Origin of the sequence: Paracoccus aestuarii (genome assembly GCF_028553885.1) — a bacterium.
GTDB classification, from domain to species: domain Bacteria; phylum Pseudomonadota; class Alphaproteobacteria; order Rhodobacterales; family Rhodobacteraceae; genus Paracoccus; species Paracoccus aestuarii.
The window spans coordinates 14,639-30,297 of the sequence record NZ_CP067171.1 but is presented as its reverse complement, the minus strand read 5'-3'; the positions used below and the strand labels follow the sequence as shown (position 1 = coordinate 30,297).

13 protein-coding genes are annotated in these 15,659 nt (G+C 68.3%); 2 read left to right on the top strand and 11 right to left on the bottom strand.

The window, feature by feature from the left end:
• Positions 1-97: 97 nt before the first annotated feature.
• The 9 genes from JHW48_RS17200 to glpD form a co-directional block, all read right to left on the bottom strand.
• Entirely contained in the window at positions 98-1,039 is a 942-nt protein-coding gene (locus JHW48_RS17200; RefSeq protein WP_119886152.1) for a nucleoside hydrolase, read from the bottom strand.
• Positions 1,040-1,091: 52 nt separating this feature from the next.
• On the bottom strand, positions 1,092-2,594 hold the full coding sequence (gene glpK, locus JHW48_RS17195) for a glycerol kinase GlpK (RefSeq protein ID WP_119886151.1): 1,503 nt from the start codon (positions 2,592-2,594) through the stop codon (positions 1,092-1,094).
• A gap of 72 nt (positions 2,595-2,666) precedes the next feature.
• Positions 2,667-4,370, bottom strand: coding sequence for an ABC transporter substrate-binding protein (locus JHW48_RS17190; RefSeq protein WP_119886150.1), 1,704 nt, complete (start codon positions 4,368-4,370; stop codon positions 2,667-2,669).
• A 32-nt stretch (positions 4,371-4,402) separates the two neighbouring features.
• Positions 4,403-4,678, bottom strand: a complete 276-nt coding sequence (locus tag JHW48_RS17185) for a DUF2160 domain-containing protein (RefSeq protein WP_119886149.1) — start codon at positions 4,676-4,678, stop codon at positions 4,403-4,405.
• Positions 4,679-4,692: 14 nt separating this feature from the next.
• Positions 4,693-5,505, bottom strand: a complete 813-nt coding sequence (locus tag JHW48_RS17180; RefSeq protein ID WP_119886148.1) for a carbohydrate ABC transporter permease — start codon at positions 5,503-5,505, stop codon at positions 4,693-4,695.
• Between the two features lie 2 nt (positions 5,506-5,507).
• Positions 5,508-6,374 (bottom strand): carbohydrate ABC transporter permease, encoded by an 867-nt coding sequence (locus tag JHW48_RS17175; RefSeq protein ID WP_119886147.1) that lies wholly within the window; start codon positions 6,372-6,374, stop codon positions 5,508-5,510.
• Positions 6,375-6,387: 13 nt separating this feature from the next.
• Entirely contained in the window at positions 6,388-7,458 is a 1,071-nt protein-coding gene (locus JHW48_RS17170; protein ID WP_119886146.1) for an ABC transporter ATP-binding protein, read from the bottom strand.
• A 6-nt stretch (positions 7,459-7,464) separates the two neighbouring features.
• The gene (locus JHW48_RS17165; protein WP_119886145.1) at positions 7,465-8,538 is read right to left on the bottom strand and encodes an ABC transporter ATP-binding protein; all 1,074 of its coding nucleotides are present in this window, start codon (positions 8,536-8,538) and stop codon (positions 7,465-7,467) included.
• 60 nt (positions 8,539-8,598) lie between these two features.
• A complete protein-coding gene (glpD, locus tag JHW48_RS17160; RefSeq protein WP_272835909.1) occupies positions 8,599-10,164 on the bottom strand; it encodes a glycerol-3-phosphate dehydrogenase in 1,566 nt (521 codons plus the stop codon).
• A 240-nt stretch (positions 10,165-10,404) separates the two neighbouring features.
• On the opposite strand from glpD, the gene JHW48_RS17155 reads away from it, so the two are divergent.
• Positions 10,405-11,163, top strand: a complete 759-nt coding sequence (locus JHW48_RS17155) for a DeoR/GlpR family DNA-binding transcription regulator (RefSeq protein ID WP_119886592.1) — start codon at positions 10,405-10,407, stop codon at positions 11,161-11,163.
• 112 nt (positions 11,164-11,275) lie between these two features.
• Positions 11,276-14,044, top strand: coding sequence for an AMP-binding protein (locus JHW48_RS17150; protein ID WP_119886593.1), 2,769 nt, complete (start codon positions 11,276-11,278; stop codon positions 14,042-14,044).
• Here the strand turns inward: JHW48_RS17150 and JHW48_RS17145 are convergent.
• Positions 14,014-14,787 (bottom strand): SDR family NAD(P)-dependent oxidoreductase, encoded by a 774-nt coding sequence (locus JHW48_RS17145; RefSeq protein WP_119886594.1) that lies wholly within the window; start codon positions 14,785-14,787, stop codon positions 14,014-14,016. The two genes, JHW48_RS17150 and JHW48_RS17145, sit on opposite strands and share 31 nt — an antisense overlap.
• Before the next feature lie 73 nt (positions 14,788-14,860).
• Positions 14,861-15,655 carry a 5-deoxy-glucuronate isomerase gene (gene iolB / locus JHW48_RS17140; RefSeq protein WP_119886595.1) on the bottom strand — a complete coding sequence of 265 codons (795 nt, stop codon included), beginning with the start codon at positions 15,653-15,655 and terminating at the stop codon, positions 14,861-14,863.
• Positions 15,656-15,659: the final 4 nt, after the last annotated feature.

Below are 15,659 nucleotides of genomic sequence, written 5' to 3'. Positions count from 1 at the left end.
CCCGCAGGCTGGCCGAAGGTCGGGGCCAGGTGCAAGGCGTCATTCTGTCCGAACGCGGGCGGGCGGGGCCGGGGTCCGGCCTGGGGGCGAAATGCCCTCAGCCGGTGCAGATGCGCGCGATGCGGTCCAGGATCGCCTGCGGATCGCCGTCCAGGGTGGCCTGCTGGGCGGGCCGCCCCTCCCACGCGCCGGCGGGGCCTTGGCGGTCGGCGGGGTTCATCAGCGTCAGGCCCATGGCGATGCCATCGGACAGGACACGCACCTGGCCCGCGACGGTCGTGAACAGGTCCGGATCGGTCAGATAGACCGCCGCCGTCGCGTCATGGACCAGCATCCCGTCATAGCCCACGCCCTGATAGAAGCGCACATAGCCTTGGGACAGATCGGCCACCAGCCGCATCCCCGGCCCGCCATCCCGGGCCAGTCGGTCCAGCTGGCGGCGGTCCAGAAAGGTCCGCGTCGTCAGGTCCAGGGGCACCGCGACCACCGGCCATGCCGCGCCGAAGACGATGTCGGCGGCCAAGGGATCGCCCCAGATATTGGCCTCGGCGGCGGGGGTGATGTTGCCCGGCTCGCGGAAGGCGCCGCCCATCAGGACCACGTCGCGCACCAGCCCCGCGATCCCCGGATCGATCTGCAGCGCCCGCGCCAGGTTGGTCATGCGCCCGACCGCCAGGATGCGGATCTGGCCCGGATGCGCGCGGATCGTGTCGACCAGGTATTGCGCGGCCTCGTCTGCGACCTCGGTCACGGGCATGTCGATGGGGTGATCGCCCAGGCCGTTCTCGCCATGGATATGGGCGGGAAAGAATTCCGGCGGCATGTCGGGGGTGATCGGCCCCGCGGCACCGGCATGGACCGGCACATCGGCCCCCCATTCGCGCAGCAGGAACCGCGCGTTGCGCGTGGTCACCGCGACCGGCGCATTGCCGAAGACCGTGGTGACGCCGATCAGGCCAATGCCCGGATGCCGCAGCAGGTAATAGAGCGCCAGCGCGTCGTCCACGCCGGGATCGGTGTCGAAGATGACCTTGTCCATGTTCTGCCTTTCGCTGTCGGGATGGCGGGTCTGTCCGGTCCGGGCGGCGCCGTCAAGACGGCTCGGACCGGGGTTCCTGCATCACCATCGTCGCCTTGACCGCGCGGCGCCATGCGCCGTATCGCGCATCGCGGTCCGCGCCGTCCATGTCGGGCTGGAAACTGCGGTCCAGCGCCCAGGAGGCCGCGAAACCCCCCGCATCGGGATAGAGGCCGCCGCGCTGCCCCGCCAGCCAGGCCGCGCCGAGCGCCGTCGTCTCCAGCACCTCGGGGCGGTCCACCTGGGCGCCCAGGATGTCGGACAGGAACTGCATCGCATAGTCGGAAGCGCTCATGCCGCCATCGACGCGCAGCGCGGTGCCGCCGCGCGGTTCCCAATCGGCCTTCATCGCCTCCAGCAGGTCGCGGGTCTGAAAGCCCACCGATTCCAGCGCCGCGCGGGCCAGTTCGGCCGGGCCGGAATTGCGCGTCAGCCCATAGATCGCGCCGCGGCAGTCGGGCTGCCAATAGGGCGCGCCGAGGCCCGTGAAGGCCGGCACCAGCACCACCTGCTGGCCGGGATCGGCCTGTTCGGCCAGGGGCTGGGTCTCGGCCGCGCTGCGGATGATCTTCAGCCCGTCGCGCAGCCATTGCACGACCGCGCCCGCGATGAAGATCGACCCCTCCAGCGCATAGGTGGGTTTGCCGTCCAGCTGATAGGCGATGGTGGTCAAGAGCCGCTGCGAGGATGCGACCGGCGTGTCCCCGGTATTGAGCAGCGCGAAACAGCCGGTGCCATAGGTCGATTTCATCATGCCTGGTTCGAAACAGGCCTGGCCCACGGTCGCCGCCTGCTGGTCGCCCGCGACCCCGGTGATGGGGATGGGGCGCCCGAACAGGTCGGGCCGCGTGGTGCCGAAATCGGCGGCGCAGTCGCGCACGTCGGGCAGCATCGCCATGGGAATGTCGAACAGCTCGCAGATCGTCCGCGACCAGCGGCCCTTGTGGATATCGTACAGCATCGTGCGCGCGGCATTGGTCGCATCCGTCGCATGGACCGCGCCGCCGGTCAGGTTCCAGATCAGCCAGCTGTCCACCGTCCCGAAAGCCAGGTCGCCCGCCTGCGCGCGGTCACGGGCGCCGTCGACATGGTCCAGGATCCATTTCAGCTTGGTGGCCGAGAAATAGGGATCGACCAGCAGCCCGGTGCGGGCGGTGATCATGTCGGCATGGCCCGCGGCCTCCAGTTCGCGGCAGAATTCGGCGGTGCGGCGGTCCTGCCAGACGATGGCGTTGTGGACGGGCTTGCCCGTCTTGCGGTCCCAGACCACGACGGTCTCGCGCTGGTTGGTGATGCCGATGGCGTCAATGCGGGGGTTGCCGCATTTCTCGATCGCGGCGCGGCAGGTGGCCGCCGTGCTGGCCCAGAGATCGCCCGGATCATGTTCGACCCAGCCCGAGCGGGGGAAATGCTGCTCGAACTCCTCCTGGGCGCTGCCGCAGGGCTGCATGTCGCCGTCAAAGACGATGGCGCGCGACGAGGTCGTGCCTTGGTCGATGGCAAGGATATGGGTCATGGCGGCGGTCCTTTTCCGACGGATTGGGGGGCGCGGTCGCCCGCGCCCCCCGTTATGGTTAGCGTGGCCAGATCACTCCTGCCAGCGCTGGATCAGCTCCTCATAGGCGATGGTGACCGGGGCGGGCTTCTCGTTCTCCAGCTTGGGGACCGGGGCGCCTTCGCGGTCCAGCCAGACCTGCGGATCCTCGGGCTCGTTCAGGACCGGGCCCAGATCACCCTGCACTCCGGACCGCTGGATGCGTTCCATCACCGCCTCCTGCTGTTCACACAGCGCGTCCAGAGCCTCCTGCGCGGACTTGGCGCCCGAGGAGGCGTCACCGATATTCTGCCACCACAGCTGCGCCAGGCGCGGATAGTCGGGCACGTTCAGACCCGTATCCGACCAGCGCGTCCGGTCCGGCGAGCGATAGAATTCGACCAGCCCTCCCAGTTGCGGCGCGCGCTCGGTGAAGCTCTCGTGGCGGATCGAGCTGTCGCGCACGAAGGTCAGGCCGACATGGCTCTTCTTGGTGTCGACGGTCTTGGACACGATGAACTGCGCATAGAGCCAGGCGGCTTGCGCCCGGTCCACGGGGGTCGATTGCATCAGCGTGGCCGAACCCACATCCTGATAGCCGACCTTCATCCCTTCCTCCCAATAGGCGCCATAGGGGGACGGGGCCATGCGCCATTTGGGCGTGCCGTCATCGTTCATGACGGGCAGGCCTTCCTTGACCATGTCGGCGGTGAAGGCGGTGTACCAGAACATCTGCTGAGCGATTGCGCCCTGCGCCGGGACCGGTCCGGCCTCGGAGAAGGTCATGCCGGCCGCCGCCGGGGGCGTGTAGTTCTGCAGCCAGTCGATGTATTTCTCGATCGCATAGACGGCGGCCGGGCTGTTCGTGGCCCCGCCCCGCGCCATGCAGGATCCCACCGGCTGATAGTCGTCATTGACGCGGATGCCCCATTCATCGACCGGGAAGCCGTTGGGTTCGCCCTTGTCGCTGGCGCCTGCCATGGACAGCCAGGCATCGGTGAAGCGCCAGCCCAGGCTGGGGTCCTTCTTGCCGTAATCCATGTTGCCATAGACCTGCTGGCCGTCGATCTCGCGCCCGGTGAAGAACTTGGCGATGTCTTCATAGGCGGACCAGTTCACCGGCACGCCCAGATCGTACCCGTATTCGGCACGGAAATCGGCCATGATCTCCGGGTCGGTGAACCAGTCATGGCGGAACCAGTAGAGGTTCGCGAATTGCTGCAGCGGCAGCTGATAGAGCTTGTCATCCGGGCCGGTGGCCGAGGCCAGGCCGATGAAATCGTCCAGGTCCAGGTCGGGATTGGTGAAATCCGCGCCCTCGTTCGCCATCCAGTCGGTCATGTTGCGGACCTGCTGATAGCGCCAATGCGTGCCGATCAGGTCGGCATCGTTGATGTACATGTCATAGACGTTCTCGCCGGTCTGCATCTGGGTCTGCAGCTTCTCGACGACGTCGCCTTCGCCGATCAGGTCGTGGGTGACCTGGATGCCGGTGATGGCGGTGAAGGCCGGGGCCAGGACGCGGGCCTCGTATTCATGGGTGGTGATCGTTTCCGACACCACGTTGATCGACATGCCGCGCAGGGGCTCGGCGGCGTCGATGAACCACTGCATCTCGGCCTCCTGCTCCTCTCGGGTCAGGACGGACTGGTCGCCGATCTCGGCATCGAGGAAGGCGCGCGCCGCCTCGATATCGGCGAAGGCCGGGCCGGTCAGGCCCAGCAGCACCGCCGTGGTGGTCATCAGTTTCAGGTTCATGGTTCTCCCTCCCATTGGTTCGGTTTTGCCCGTCACACCCACCGGAACACGGCTGCGGCATAGATCAGGCAGATCAGCATCGCCCAGGGTTGCAGCGCCGCCCCCATCACCCCCAGCCAGGCCAGGTTGATGAAGGCGGACCCCAGAAGCGTGATGAACAGGCGGTCGCCCCGCGTCGTCTCGATCCCCAGGATGCCGCGGCGGGGCGTCTCGGGGAAACGGATCGCCAGCACCGAAAAGGTGACCAGCAGCAGGGCGATGATGACGAAGAAGATCGCGGTCGGTTGGGTCCATGCCATCCAGGACATCGGCGCGCCCCCCCTTACACGCGGCCCAGGGCAAAGCCCTTGGCGATATAGTTGCGCACGAACCAGATGACCAAGGCGCCGGGGATGATGGTCAGCATCCCCGCCGCGGCCAGCACCCCCCAATCGACGCCGGACGCGCCTTGGGTGCGGGTCATCGTGGCCGCGATCGGCTTGGCCGCGACCGAGGTCAGCGTGCGCGACAAAAGCAGCTCGACCCAGCTGAACATGAAACAGAAGAAGGCCGCCACCCCGATCCCCGAGGCGATCAGCGGCATGAAGATCCGCACGAAGAAGCGCGGGAAGGAATAGCCGTCGATATAGGCGGTCTCGTCGATCTCCTTCGGCACGCCGCGCATGAACCCCTCCAGGATCCAGACGGCCAAGGGCACGTTGAAGAGGCAATGCGCCAAGGCCACCGCGATATGCGTGTCGAACAGCCCGACCGAGGAGTAGAGCTGAAAGAACGGCAGCGCAAAGACCGCGGGCGGCGCCATGCGGTTGGTCAGCAGCCAGAAGAACAGGTGCTTGTCGCCCATGAAGTGATAGCGGCTGAAGGCATAGGCCGCAGGCAGCGCCACCGCGACCGAGATCACCGTGTTCAGCACCACATAGATCAGGCTGTTGACATAGCCCATATACCAGGCCGGATCGGTCAGGATCACCTGATAGTTGCGGAAGGTCAGGGTCTGGGGCCAGAGGCTGAAGGTGCCGGTGATCTCGGCATTGGTCTTCAGGCTCATGTTCAGCAGCCAATAGATCGGCAGCATCAGGAACAGCAGATACAGCACGATGACCAGGGTGCTGCCGTTCAGGCGGGTGCGCATCATCCTCAGCCCCTTTTGTCCAGATTGGTCATGACCGTGTAGAACACCCAGGAGATCAGCAGGATCACCAGGAAATACATCAGCGAGAAGGCCGCCGCGGGCCCCAGGTCGAACTGGCCCAAGGCCATCTTGACCAGGTCGATCGACAGGAAGGTCGTCGCATTTCCCGGCCCGCCCCCGGTGACCACGAAGGGCTCGGTATAGATCATGAAGCTGTCCATGAACCGCAGCAGGATCGCGATCATCAGGACCCCCATCATCTTGGGCAGCTCGATATAGCGGAACACCTTCCAGCGGCTGGCCTGGTCGATGCGGGCGGCCTGGTAATAGGCCTCGGGGATGGATCGCAGCCCGGCATAGGCCAAGAGCGCCACCAGCGAGGTCCAGTGCCAGACATCCATCACGATGACCGTGGCCCAGGCATGGGCGGGGTTCTGGGTGTAGTTATAGGCGATGCCCAGCTTGTTCAGCGTATAGCCCAGAAGGCCGATATCGACGCGCCCGAAGATCTGCCAGATCGTGCCCACCACGTTCCACGGGATCAAGAGCGGCAGCGACATCAGGACCAGCACCACGCTGGCCCAGACCCCGCGCTTGGGCATGTTCAGCGCCACGAAGACCCCGAGCGGGATCTCGATCGCCAGGATGATGCCGGAGAAGGCCAGCTGGCGCCACAGCGCGTTCCACATGCGTTCCGAGGCCAGCAGATCCTCGAACCAGCCCAACCCGTGCCAGAAGAAGACGTTGTTGCCGAACGTGTCCTGGAAGGCATAGTTCACCACCGTCATCAGCGGGATCACCGCCGAGAAGGCCACCAGCACCAGCACCGGCAGGACCAGGAACCAGGCCTTGTGATTGACAGTCTTGTCCATCGCGATCCTCCTGTCAGTGCGGGGCCACGCGCCAGTCATCGGCATAGATGCCGATGCGGGCGGGGTCGAAGACGGCGCGGGTCATCTCCGGGCCGATGGGCTGGTCCTCGGGGGCGATGATGTTCAGGTCATGCCCCTCCAGATCGGCGCGGATGATGCGGTGGCGGCCCACATCCTCGATCCGGCGGATGGTGACGGGCAGGCCCTCATCGGCCGACAGGCGCAGATGTTCGGGGCGGATGCCCAGCTGGACGCGGCCCGTCAGGGTCGGGTAATCGACCGCCAGCGGGGTGACGCCGCCTGGGATGCGCGCCAGCCGGCCCGCCACCTCGGCCGGCAGCAGGTTCATGCCGGGCGAGCCGATGAAATAGCCCACGAAGGTATGTTCGGGCCGGTCGAACAGATCCTCGGGCGTGCCGATCTGGACCACGCGGCCGTCATGCATGACCACGACCCGGTCGGCAAAGGTCAACGCCTCGGTCTGGTCATGGGTGACATAGATCATCGTATGGCCGAAATCGTGATGCAGCTTCTTCAGCTGGGTCCGCAGCTCCCATTTCATGTGCGGGTCGATGACGGTCAGCGGCTCGTCGAACAAGAGTGCGTTCACGTCCTTCCTGACCATGCCGCGGCCCAGGCTGATCTTCTGTTTCGCATCCGCCGTCAGGCCCCGGGCCTTGCGGTCCAGCACATGCTCCATCCCGATCATCGCGGCGATCTCGGCCACGCGTTCGGCCACATAGGCCTCGGGGCGGCCGCGGTTGCGCAGGGGAAAGGCCAGGTTGTCGCGCACGGTCATGGTGTCGTAGACGACGGGAAACTGGAACACCTGGGCGATGTTACGCTCCGCCGTCGGCGCATGGGTCACGTCCACCCCGTCGAAGAGGATCCGTCCTTGGCTCGGGATCAGCAGCCCCGAGATGATGTTCAGCAGCGTCGATTTCCCGCAGCCCGAGGCGCCCAGCAGCGCATAGGCCGCACCGTCCTGCCAGTCGTGGTTCAGCTCCTTCAGGGCGAAATCCTCGGGGCCCTGCGGGCGCGGCAGGTAGGAATGGGCCAGGTTGTCCAGCGTGATCGTGGCCATGGGTCCTCAGGCGGCTTGCGCATAGGGGGCGGGGGCGGCCAGGCGGCCATCCGCGTCGAACAGATAGACGTGGCGCGGCTCCAGCCAGACCTGCAGCGCCATGCCGGGGGTCAGGTCGTGGATGCCATGGACCAGCCCCACCCACCGCTGGCCCGCATGGTCCAGATGCAGGAAGGTCTCGGACCCGGTCAGCTCGGTCACGACCAGGCGCGTGTCCAGCGCGACCGCATCGCCCGACGGCGCGCGCAGATGCAGGTGGTTGGGCCGGAACCCCGCCTGATAGGCGCCGGGCGCCAGACCCGGCGCGGGCAGCGCGGCGCCGCCCAGATCCATCCGCCCCCCCGCCACGGTGACGGGGACGAAATTCATCGGCGGATCGCTGAAGACCCGCGCCGTCGTCGCATCGACCGGCAGGCGATAGACATCGGGCGCGGGGCCGAACTGGGTCACCCGCCCCTGCCACAGGGTCGCGGTATTGCCGCCCAGCAGCAGCGCCTCCTCGGGTTCGGTCGTGGCATAGACGAAGATCGCCCCCGAAGCCGCGAAGATGCGCGGCAGCTCGGCGCGCAATTCCTCGCGCAGCTTGTAGTCCAGGTTCGCCAGCGGCTCGTCCAGCAGCACCAGGCCCGCATCCTTGACCAGCGCGCGGGCCAGGGCGCAGCGCTGCTGCTGGCCGCCCGACAGCTCCAGCGGGCGCCGCTCCAGCATGGGCGTCAGGCGCATCAGGGCCGCCGTCTCGCGCACGCGGGCGTCGATGGCGGCGCGGTCGATCCCCTGCAGGCGCAGGGGCGAGGCAATGTTGTCATAGACCGACATCGAGGGGTAGTTCACGAATTGCTGATAGACCATCGCCACCTGGCGATCCTGCACGCGCTGGCCGGTCACGTCGCGGCCCTGCCACAACACGCGCCCCTGGGTCGGGCGGTCCAGCCCCGCCATCAGCCGCATCAGCGAGGTCTTGCCCGACAGCGTCGGCCCCAGCAGGACGTTCATCGTGCCCGGCCGCAAGGTCAGGTCCGTCGGGTGGATATGCACCTGCCCGTCGACCCGCTTGCAGACGGCCTGCAATTCAAGGCTCATCGTCCTTCCCCCCCCATTTTGATCCGCCATGGCCGCCGACCCTAGCCGGTCGGCGCGGCCTCAGCGGGTGACTGCGGGCCTGCGCCGCGCGGTCATCCAATCCTCCAACGCCCGGACCTGGTCGGCATCCAGCCGCAGGCCCAGCTTGCTGCGCCGCCACAGCACGTCATCGGCGCGGCGGGCATATTCGTGATCCATCAGCCAGACCAGCTCGGCCTCGGTCAGGGTGGCGCCGAAATCGACGCCCAGATCGGCAGCCTGGTGCGCACCCGCCAGGATCCGGCGCGCATCCGTGCCGTAGGCCCGCACCAGCCGCCGCGCCCAAGCGGGGGTCAGGAACGGATGATCCGCCTGCAGCGCGGCCACCAGCGCATCGACCCCGTCCACCGGGAAATCGCCCCCCGGCAGGGCCACGCCCCGCGTCCAGGGACCGGGCAGGCCCGCAAAGATCGGCGCGATCTGCGCCATGGCCGATTCCGCCAGACGGCGATAGGTGGTGATCTTGCCGCCGAAGACGTTCAGCACCGGCGCCCCGCCCGTCCGGTCGACCTTCAGCGTATAGTCCCGCGTGGCGGCCGTCGCGCTTTTCGCGCCGTCATTATAGAGCGGCCGCACCCCGGAATAGGTCCAGACCACGTCATCGGCGGTCAGCTGGCGGCGGAAATACTGGTTGGCAAAGCCCAGCAGATAGTCGCGTTCCTCGGGCGTGCATTCGGGGCGGCGGTCGGGATCGTCGTGATCGGCATCGGTGGTGCCGATCAGGGTGAAGTCCGTCTCGTAGGGGATGGCAAAGATGATCCGCCCGTCGGTCCCCTGAAAGAAATAGCACTTGTCGTGATCGAACAGCCGCCGCGTCACGATATGGCTGCCCCGCACCAGCCGCACCCCGTCCGAGGAATTCAGCCGGATCGTCCCCTGGATGATCTGGCCCACCCAAGGCCCGCCCGCATTGACCAGCATCCGCGCCCGGTGCCGATGCGCAGCCCCCGCGGCGTCGCGGGTGGTGACGACCCAGTGATCGGCATGGCGGTCGGCGGACAGCACCTCGGTCCGGGTCATGATGCGGGCGCCGCGCGCCTCGGCGTCGCGGGCGTTCAGCACGACCAGGCGCGAATCCTCGACCCAGCAATCGGAATATTCATAGGCATGGCGAAACCGGTCCTGCAGGGGCGCGCCCTCCGGCGTGCCCTCCAGCGACAGGCTGGCGGTGCCGGGCAGGATCTTGCGCCCGCCCAGGCTGTCATACATCATCAGGCCCAAGCGGATCAGCCAGGACGGCCTGCGCCCACGCATCCACGGCATGACCCGCCCCAGCAGTTTCGACGTCGGCGTGTCGGATTCGAACCGCATGTCGGGATGCCATGGCAGCACGAAGCGCATCGGCCAGCTGATATGCGGCATGGCGCGCAGCAGCACCTCGCGTTCGATCAGCGCCTCGCGCACCAGGCGGAATTCGAAATATTCCAGATAGCGCAGCCCGCCATGGAACAGCTTGGTCGAGGCGCTGGAGGTCGCCTGCGCCAGGTCGTCCTTTTCGGCCAGCGTGACCGACAGCCCCCGCCCCGCCGCATCCCGCGCGATGCCGCAACCGTTGATGCCGCCGCCGATGACGAACAGGTCGGTCATGGGTGCTGCATCGGTCACGTCGGGTTCCTTCGGCTGGTTGCACCACCCGTTCTGGCAAATCCCGCGCCAAAAGGAAAGCAATTTGTTTTCGTTTGGGTTCACCGGGGATTTGCGCTATGTTTCATCGACCTAACTGCGGAAACCGGGCGGCGCGGGCCTTTTGATGGCCCAAAACGGCCGCCTTCACCTCCGGAACTTGCACGAAACGCAAAATAACGAACATCCGACAAGGAACCCGCCATGTCCCAGACCTTCCGCCAGCCCGAGATCCTGGAAATCGCCCGGCGCGACGGCAAGGTCACGGTCGAGGATCTGGCGGCCCATTTCGGCGTGACCCTGCAGACGATCCGCCGCGACCTGACCGACCTGGCCGAGGCGGGGCGGCTGGAACGGGTGCATGGCGGCGCGATCCTGCCATCCGGGGTGGCCAATATCGGCTATGAGGAACGCCGCGCGCTGAACCTGGATGCCAAGACCGCCATCGCCCGGGCCTGCGCGGCGGAAATCCCCGACAAGATCAGCCTGTTTCTGAACATCGGCACCAGCACCGAGGCGGTGGCCCGCGAATTGCTGGGCCATCGCGACCTGCTGGTGGTCACGAACAACATGAACGTGGCCAATATCCTGGCCGCCAATCCCGATTGCCAGGTGATCGTGACGGGCGGCAACCTGCGCCGCGCCGATGGCGGGCTGGTCGGCAACCTGGCGGCCGAGACCATCCGCCAGTTCAAGTTCGACCTGGCGGTGATCGGCTGCTCGGCGCTGGACCGCGACGGCGACCTTCTGGATTTCGACATCCAGGAGGTGGGCGTCAGCCAGGCGATCCTGCGCCAGTCGCGCCGCACCGTGCTGGTGGCCGATCATTCCAAGCTGTCGCGCAGCGCGCCCGCGCGCATCGCCTCGCTGTCGCAGCTGGACGCGATCTTCATCGACCGGCCCCTGCCCGCCGATCTGGCGCGCGCCTGCGCGGATTGGCAGACCCGGGTCGTCACCGCCTGAGACGCGGGCGGATGCCGCAAAGCTGACGCCCGCGCCTGCAACCCCCGGTGGACAGCCGGGCGCGGGACCCCTATCCAAGGCCGGTATCCGACCTTTGGGAGATCTTTGCGACATGTCCGACCCGATCCAAGGCAGCCTGCCCGCCGAACTGGTCCAGGCCATGGCGCGCCATGCCGACCGCCCCGCGATGCGCGACCGCGCCCGACACCTCAGCTATGGCCAGCTGGCGCGGGCGGTGGCGGCGATGGGGGCGGGTCTGGGCGATGCGGCGGCGGTGGGGATCTATGGCGTGCCGGGCGTGCCCCTGGGGGCGGCGGTGGTGGCCGCGACGGTAGCAGGGCGACCCTTCGTGCATCTGGACCCGGCCATGCCCGACCAAGTGCTGGGCAACATCCTGGACGAATTGCGCATCGACACGGTCATCGCCTGCCAGCCGGTGCCGCAGGGCCGCCTGCCCGCCGCCTGCCGGGTGATCGAGGCGGCCCCCTGCCTGACCGCCGATGCCGCGCCCGCGCAGGCGGCGACGGTCGATCCAGGCGATCCGGTCTATCTGGTCGCCACATCCGGCACGACGGGGCGGCCCAAATGCATCCCCGTCACCCATGACGCGGCCTGGCTGTCCTATCGCTGGCGCGACGCCCACACGCCCTATGGTCCGGGGATGCGGGTCGGGATCTACATCTTCGCCATCTGGGAATTGCTGCGCCCGCTGCGCGACGGGGCCGAACTGGTCTTTCCCGGCCTGAACGACCTGATGTCGCCACAGGCCCTGGTCGCCTTTCTGCGCGACGCCCGCATCGACGAGATGCTGTTCACCCCGTCCTTCCTGGAAAAGACCCTGACCGCCATCGCGCCGGATGGCGGCACCCCCCTGCCCCTGCGCCGCGTGATCCTGAACGGCGAGGTCGTCACCCCCGCCCTGGCCGCCGAGGCGCGCCGCAAGCTGCCCGGGGCCGAGATCCTGAACCTCTACAGCATCTGCGAGACGCATGACATCAGCCTGACCCGGTTGGAGGATGGCTGCGACGGATCGGTGGGGGTGGCCATGCCGCATCTGCGCGCCGTGGTGCTGGACGATGACGACCGCCCCTGCCCCCCCGGCCAGCCCGGGCGCCTGCATTTCGAGGGGCCGCGCATGCTGGGCCCCGGCTATGTCAACCGCCCGGAGGAGACCGCCCAACGCTTTCGCGACCTGGTGATCGAGGGGCGCGCCGCGCGGCTCTATGACACAGGCGACCAGGGCTTCGTCGCACCCGACGGGCGTATCCATGTGCTGGGCCGCATCGCGCATATGCTGAAGCTGCGCGGCCACAGCATCCAGACCGCCGACCTGGTCCAGACCCTGTCCGGCGCGCTGCGCTTTCGCCAGGCGATCCCGTGGGTCCAGCAGATCCCGGGCCAGGGCCAGGCGCTAATCCTCTATTACACCGCCGATGCAGAGGGCGCGGACCACAACGCCCGCCATTGGGGCCTGGGCGACGGCTGGCGGCGCATGCCCGCCGACCTGGCCCGCCGCCTGCAGGCGCAGCTGCCGCGCTACTGCATCCCCGCCTGGCTGGTGCGCCTGGACGAGGTGCCGCTGCATCCCGTCTCGGGCAAATGCGACCATCGCGCCCTGCCGCCCGCGCCGCCCGCCGACCGGATCGCCACGGGCGATGCGGGGCCGCCGGTCCTGACCCATGCGGCGGCGATCCTGGGGCTGGCCGCGGCGGATCTGGACCCGGACCGGTCCTTTCAGGACCAAGGGGGCGATTCGCTCTCCTGCGTGGATTTCCTGATCGCGCTGGAGGCCGCCCATGGCCGCCCCGTCGATTTCGAATGGGCGCTGACCCTGCCGCTGATGCGGCTGCACGCGCTGCTGACGCAGGACGAGGCCGCACGCCCCGACCGCCCCGACCGGCCCGGCATCCTGCTGACCGGGGCCACGGGGTTTCTGGGCGGGCATGTGCTGGCCCGGCTGGCCGCCAGCCTGCCGCCGGATCAGGTGATCTATTGCCTGGTGCGGCCGCGCAACCGCGATGCCCAGGACCGGCTGATGCGGGCGGCGCGCGATCACGGCGTCGATCCGGCGCGGCTGCGCGCGGTGCCGGGCACGCTGGACCAGCCGATGCTGGGACTGGACGGGGACAGCCATGCGGGTTTGGCCCGGGCCGTCAGCCGCGTCATCCATTGCGCCGCGATGGTCAACCTGGCGGTCGATCGCGACCATATGGAGGGGCGCGCCCGCACCGCCATCGGCCATGTCCTGGATTTCTGCCGCGCGGCGGGGGCGGGGCTGGTCTTTTCCAGCTCGACCTCGGCCTTTCCCGACCAAGGTGGCTCCTTTCCCGAAGGCCCGGTCAGGCCCTTCGACGGGATCTCGGGCTATGGCGCGGCCAAGATCGCGGCCGAGGCCGCCATCGCGGCATCGGGCGTCGATGCGTTGATCCTGCGCCTGCCCTCGCTCTATGATCTGGACCGCCCGAACCCGCGCGACATCTACGAGACGGTGATGGCCGCCTGCGCGCGGATGGGCCGGGCGCCGCGCGACCTGCGCTTTCACATGACGGATGTGCGCGCGGCGGCGCAGGTCATGGCCGATCACCGGCCCCGCGGGCTGGTCTGGGCGAACCTGGTGGCCGACCGGCCGGTCACGGTGCCGGGCGACATGGCGCCCGCCGACTGGCTGGACCAAGCCCCGCTGGAGCCCGCCATGGCGCGGTTCCTGCGCGACGCCCCGGACAGCCTGACCGCCGATCCCGCCTGCGACAATGCCCGGGCGCGCGACCTCTGGCCCGGGGATTTCGACCGGATCTCGCAGGCGCGCACGCTTCTGGCGCGGCGCCTGCCCGCAATGGCCTCAGCGCCGCGTCACCAAGGCGATCCCGCATTCACCGGGTAATCGGCCATGGTCATCGCCCGCCCCGCATCGGATGCCAGATAGAGCGCCAGCTCGGCGATCTCGTCGGGCTGGACCAGCTTGCCCTGCGGGTTTGACGCCTCGTAGGTGGCGCGCACCTCGGCCTCGGGCTGGCCGGTGCGGGCGATGTCCTGGGCGATGAACTGGCGCAGCATCTCGGTCTCGACCCAGGTGGGGCTGATGCTGGCGCAGGTGACGCCATGGGGCGCGCCCTCCAGGCTGACGCAGCGCCCCAGGCCCAGAAGCCCGGCCTTCGACGCGCAATAGGCCGCGTTCCCCGCCATGCCCGTATGCGCCGCCATCGAAGCGATGTTGACGATCCGCCCCCATCCGCGCGCGACCATGCCGGGCATGACGGCGCGGATCATCTTGAAGCTGCCGGTCAGGTTCGTGTCCAGCGTGTCGGACCAGAGCGCGTCCGGATGCCCCTCGATCGGGGCCTCGTCATAGATGCCGGCGGCATTGACCAGAACGTCGATGCGCCCCTCGGCCGCCATGACGCGATCGACGAAGGCCGCCACGCTGTCGCTGCAGCGCACGTCCAGGGCGGATATGGCCACCGGCCCCCCGAACAGGCGGTCCGCATCCGCGCGAAAGGCCGGGTCGTCGCCGCGGCGGGCCCCCACATGGACGGACATCCCCGCGGCGCGGAAACGGGTGGCTGTGGCGCGACCGATGCCGGTCAGGCCGCCGGTGACGATGGCGACGCGGGCTGTGGTGGTCATGGGCGATCCTCGTTCATGGCAGGTGCCGCCCTTATGACCGCCCGGGCCAGGATCGTCCAACCGGTATCCGGGATCAGCCGATCCCCGCCATCTCGGGCGCCGCGACGAAGCGCCAGTTCCGGCGCGGACCCGCCATGACGTTCAGGTAGTAAAGCCCGAACCCATGCGGCGCCCCGCAGGGGTGGTGGCCGCGCGGGACCAGCACTACGTCATGGTCGCGCACGGCCATCACCTCGTCCAGACTGCCGTCATCGGTATAGACGCGCTGGACCGCCCAGCCATCCGCCGGGTTCAGGCGGTGGTAATAGGTCTCCTCCAGATAGGTGATGCGGGGGAAATCATCCTCGTCATGGCGGTGGCTGGGATAGGAGGACCAATGCCCCGCCGGGGTGAAGACCTCGGTCACCAGCAGGCTGTCGCAGTGATCCTCGGCCTCCATGGCGATGTTGTTGATCCAGCGGGTGTTCGTGCCCTCGCCCCGCTGCGTCAGGGTGATGCCCTCGGGCCCGATCCGGCGCGCGGGATGCCCGCCATGGCCGGGCGCCGAACAGACCGCGATGGTGCAGTCGGTCACCGCCTCGGCCGCCCAGTCCTGGTCGTTCGGCACATAGAGGCAATGCGGCGGGGTCCGCTCGAAGACATCCATCCGCTCGCCCAGCACGCCCCAATCCCGGCCCGCGGCGCGGAAGGCGGCGCGGCCCTCGACCATGACCAGCATCACCTCGCGACCGCCCGTCGCCTCCGCGACGCGCTCTCCGGGCCGCAGGCGGTGCAGCGCAAAGCCCACGTAACGCCAGCCCGCGTCGGCGGGGGTGATCCGATGCACCGCGCCATGGGTGCCGAAGGGTCGTCTCAACAGATCGGCCATGGCC

Excerpts from the sequence above, each read along its gene's own strand:
- glpD (WP_272835909.1), bottom strand. The coding sequence starts at position 10,164 with ATGACCGACCTGTTCGTCATCGGCGGCGGCATCAACGGTTGCGGCATC.
- JHW48_RS17200 (WP_119886152.1), bottom strand. The coding sequence starts at position 1,039 with ATGGACAAGGTCATCTTCGACACCGATCCCGGCGTGGACGACGCGCTG.
- JHW48_RS17190 (WP_119886150.1), bottom strand. The coding sequence starts at position 4,370 with ATGAACCTGAAACTGATGACCACCACGGCGGTGCTGCTGGGCCTGACC.
- JHW48_RS17170 (WP_119886146.1), bottom strand. The coding sequence starts at position 7,458 with ATGGCCACGATCACGCTGGACAACCTGGCCCATTCCTACCTGCCGCGC.
- JHW48_RS17150 (WP_119886593.1), top strand. The coding sequence starts at position 11,276 with ATGTCCGACCCGATCCAAGGCAGCCTGCCCGCCGAACTGGTCCAGGCC.
- JHW48_RS17180 (WP_119886148.1), bottom strand. The coding sequence starts at position 5,505 with ATGATGCGCACCCGCCTGAACGGCAGCACCCTGGTCATCGTGCTGTAT.
- JHW48_RS17155 (WP_119886592.1), top strand. The coding sequence starts at position 10,405 with ATGTCCCAGACCTTCCGCCAGCCCGAGATCCTGGAAATCGCCCGGCGC.
- iolB (WP_119886595.1), bottom strand. The coding sequence starts at position 15,655 with ATGGCCGATCTGTTGAGACGACCCTTCGGCACCCATGGCGCGGTGCAT.
- glpK (WP_119886151.1), bottom strand. The coding sequence starts at position 2,594 with ATGACCCATATCCTTGCCATCGACCAAGGCACGACCTCGTCGCGCGCC.
- JHW48_RS17145 (WP_119886594.1), bottom strand. The coding sequence starts at position 14,787 with ATGACCACCACAGCCCGCGTCGCCATCGTCACCGGCGGCCTGACCGGC.
- JHW48_RS17175 (WP_119886147.1), bottom strand. The coding sequence starts at position 6,374 with ATGGACAAGACTGTCAATCACAAGGCCTGGTTCCTGGTCCTGCCGGTG.
- JHW48_RS17165 (WP_119886145.1), bottom strand. The coding sequence starts at position 8,538 with ATGAGCCTTGAATTGCAGGCCGTCTGCAAGCGGGTCGACGGGCAGGTG.
- JHW48_RS17185 (WP_119886149.1), bottom strand. The coding sequence starts at position 4,678 with ATGTCCTGGATGGCATGGACCCAACCGACCGCGATCTTCTTCGTCATC.